The 3367-nt window shown below is 62.8% G+C and carries 3 protein-coding genes; 2 read left to right on the forward strand and 1 reads right to left on the reverse strand.

Annotation, left to right across the window (positions count from 1 at the left end; translation table 11 throughout):
- Window positions 1-158 precede the first annotated feature (158 nt).
- A complete protein-coding gene (locus tag ACFW0B_RS25560) occupies window positions 159-743 on the reverse strand; it encodes a YajG family lipoprotein (protein ID WP_449151756.1) in 585 nt (194 codons plus the stop codon).
- Window positions 744-918: 175 nt separating this feature from the next.
- Here ACFW0B_RS25560 and ACFW0B_RS25565 point away from each other — a divergent pair, with 175 nt between their 5' ends.
- Both ACFW0B_RS25565 and mqo read left to right on the forward strand, forming a co-directional pair.
- Complete coding sequence (locus ACFW0B_RS25565) at window positions 919-1152, forward strand: hypothetical protein (RefSeq protein ID WP_449151758.1); 234 nt, start codon at window positions 919-921, stop codon at window positions 1150-1152.
- 352 nt (window positions 1153-1504) lie between these two features.
- The gene (mqo, locus tag ACFW0B_RS25570) at window positions 1505-3022 is read left to right on the forward strand and encodes a malate dehydrogenase (quinone) (RefSeq protein ID WP_449151759.1); all 1518 of its coding nucleotides are present in this window, start codon (window positions 1505-1507) and stop codon (window positions 3020-3022) included.
- Window positions 3023-3367 lie beyond the last annotated feature (345 nt).

Consider the following 3367-nt stretch of genomic DNA (forward strand, 5'->3'; position numbering starts at 1 on the left):
GAACAACTCGCCCAGGTCGAGCAACTGCTGTTGAAAGGACATAAAAAATCCGATGCCAGAGGTCTGGCATCGGATTCTCGGGGAGCCACGGCAACAGCTCAAATGCTTATGTGAACAGCATTACGGCGCCGGGCCGGGCTTTCGCACTCGCGGTCCGCTTACTGCTGGGACAGTACCTGACCGATGGTCGGGTCCTTGAAGGCGCGGGTCAGGGCGTCGCTCAGCACGTCGCTCACCAGCTTGGTGTTGGTCTGCTCGTTCGGCGCAGTGCCGAAGCGCTGGTTCAGCGAAGCACCGTACTTGCCGCTGTAACGACGGGAGCTGTTCTGCACGTCGACACGGAAACTGGCACTGATGTTGGCCTCGGTGACGTAGGTTTCCTTGGGCGACTGGTACTTCAGGTCGGCCAGGGTCAGGGTCAGCTGCGGCGCGTTGTAGGCGTTGGGCGACGGGGTGAAGCCCAGCAGGCGCACGGCGGCCTCGGCTTCAGCTTGCAGACGCGGCAGGATGTCCTGGCTCTGCACGCTGATGGAACTGGTGTCGGCATAGATGCCGCCGCGGGTACCGAGCACCGGGGAAGGGCGACCGTCGGCAACGCGCACGACCACCGGCTGGCCCTGGCCATACGGAGTCAGCTGGCCGGTGAGTTTGGGTTGCGGGCTGAGTTGCTGCGGGCTGAGGGCACAGCCGACCAGGGTCAGGCTGAAGGCGGCCAGAAGGCCAAGCAACGAGCGTTTCAGCATGCTTTATCTCTCCAAGAATGAAAGCAAAACGGCCGGCAGTATAACCAGCCGGCATGGGTACTGACAGTGCGCCAGCCCCGTGCAATATCAGACCGCCATCGGCCGGCACGGTTCCTGTCATGCTCCTGTCACGCCGGCGTGGAATAAAGGTGCAGCCCTTGCTGGAGTAGCCCCGATGAACTTCTTCTGGTCCCTGTTCGCCCGCCGCCCGCAACGCCGCAGCTTCGCCCTGGTGAACGAGGCCGGGATCTGCCGTGGCCTGCATCAGGGAATCGAGCGTCCGGCCAGCGGCAACTGGGTCGAAGTCAGCGAAGCCCGCCTTGCCTGGCTCGACCAGCCGCTCCCCGCCCGTGCTCGCATTGCACCGGTCGTCGGACAATCTTCGCGCCGCCGCGCGTTGGCAGCCTGACCGGCGGAAGAAGAAAAGTCACTCCGAGCGCCCTATTCGCCCAATTTCATCGTTATAATCGCCCCCCGATTATAAGGTCGTCTCCTGATCGGGCTTCGCAACACCGCACCTCGCGCCAGCTTGGGCATCCGCACCGCCCCACAGAGAGCCGCCCACTTTTCGCGCTGCCACTCGTTGGCTTGCCGCATCTTTCCGCCCATATTGCAGACGTTTGTCGCAGGGAAGCACGCGTGTAAACGCACGTGCGGACGGAAGCGGCTTGTCCGGGAGCAGGCGAGTCTTTTGAGGTTCACGACTCCAAAAGAGCGTGAGATGACGGTTTTTCACTACTTCACGAGAGAGTGGCGAGCAAATGGCGCAAAACGATTACGAAGCAGTGGACGTGTTGCTGGTCGGGGCCGGCATCATGAGCGCTACGCTGGCGGTACTGCTTAAAGAACTCGATCCCGGCATCAAGCTGGAGATCGCAGAACTCCGGGAGTCAGGGGCCATCGAAAGCTCCAACCCCTGGAACAATGCGGGTACCGGTCATGCGGGCCTCTGCGAACTGAACTACACGCCCCAGGCGGCCGATGGCTCCATCGACATCAAGAAGGCCGTCAACATCAACGCCCAGTTCGAGGTTTCCAAGCAATTCTGGGCCTACATGAGCGGCAAGAGCGCCTTCGGCTCGCCCAAGACCTTCATCAACCCCGTTCCGCACCTTTCCTTCGTGCGCGGCGACAAGGACACCGCGTTCCTCAAGAAGCGCTTCGAGCTGCTCCGCCAGCACCACGCCTTCAGCGAGATGGAATACACCGAAGACCGCGCCACCATGGCCAAATGGGCGCCGCTGATGATGAAAGGACGCGATCCGTCCGAGAAGATCGCCGCGACCCGCGCCATGAACGGCACCGACGTCAACTTCGGCGCGGTCACCAACCAGCTGCTGCAGTACCTCGAAAGCCTGCAGGGCACCAGCGTCAGCTACTTCCAGAAGGTCACCGGCCTCGACCGCACCGACAGCGGCTGGAAAGTCAGCATCAAGAACACCAAGACCGGCGCCAATCGCGAAGTGTCCGCACGCTTCGTCTTCCTCGGCGCTGGCGGCGGCGCGCTGCCGCTGCTGCAGCTTTCCGGCATCGAGGAAGGCAAGGGCTTCGGCGGCTTCCCGGTCAGTGGCCAGTGGCTGCGCTGCGACAACCCCGAAGTGGTCAAGCAGCACCAGGCCAAGGTCTACAGCCAGGCCGAAGTCGGCGCCCCGCCGATGTCCGTGCCGCACCTGGACACCCGCGTGGTCGATGGCAAGAAGTCCCTGCTGTTCGGCCCTTACGCCGGTTTCACCACCAAGTTCCTGAAGCACGGCTCCTTCATGGACCTGCCGCTTTCGGTCCGTCCGGGCAACCTCCTGCCGATGCTCTCCGTGGCCCGCGACAACATGGACCTGACCCGCTACCTGATCAAGGAAGTGATGCAGTCCCAGGAACAGCGCCTGGATGCCCTGCGCAAGTTCTACCCGGAACTCGACCCGGCCGACTGGCGCCTGGAAGTGGCCGGCCAGCGCGTGCAGATCATCAAGAAGGACTCCAAGAAAGGCGGCGTCCTGCAGTTCGGCACCGAACTGGTCTCCTCCAAGGATGGCAGCATCGCCGCCCTGCTGGGCGCCTCCCCGGGCGCTTCGGTGACCGTCTCCATCATGCTCAACCTGATCGAGCGCTGCTTCGCCGAGCAGGCCCGTTCCGAGCAGTGGGCGAGCAAGCTGAAGGAAATCTTCCCGGCCCGCGAAAAGGTCCTGGAAAGCGACGCAGCCCTGTACCGCGACATCAGCGCCCGCTCCGACGCTGCCCTGGGCCTGACCAACGTCGACACCGTGACCCAGAGCATCGCCTGAGCCCCGGCGTTGCGCTGAAAGAAACCGCCCTTCGGGGCGGTTTTTTATTGTCTACGGAAACGTTTTTGTAGGAGCGAGCTCTGCTCGCGAACGCTCGCGTCCGTGAGCTTTGTCCGCGCCAATGAATAAGCCTGCCTTGTCCGCATGGGTATCGCTCCGCTCCACCCATCCTACGGCTCTAGGGCCAGCTCCCCGTGCATGAAAAAGCCCGCTCTACGGCGTAATGCTGTTCACTTTAGAGGAGCAGCCTTGCGATCTACCGGATAGCGGGACTTGGAGATCTTCACCGTCCTTGGTCTCGAGGGCCTTGGACGGTGATCCAGAAACAACCCTCCGACTCCGGCC

Source organism: Metapseudomonas phytobenefica, assembly GCF_043392685.1.
Classification (GTDB): domain Bacteria; phylum Pseudomonadota; class Gammaproteobacteria; order Pseudomonadales; family Pseudomonadaceae; genus Metapseudomonas.

Excerpts from the sequence above, each read along its gene's own strand:
- ACFW0B_RS25560 (WP_449151756.1), bottom strand. The coding sequence starts at position 743 with ATGCTGAAACGCTCGTTGCTTGGCCTTCTGGCCGCCTTCAGCCTGACC.
- ACFW0B_RS25565 (WP_449151758.1), top strand. The coding sequence starts at position 919 with ATGAACTTCTTCTGGTCCCTGTTCGCCCGCCGCCCGCAACGCCGCAGC.
- mqo (WP_449151759.1), top strand. The coding sequence starts at position 1,505 with ATGGCGCAAAACGATTACGAAGCAGTGGACGTGTTGCTGGTCGGGGCC.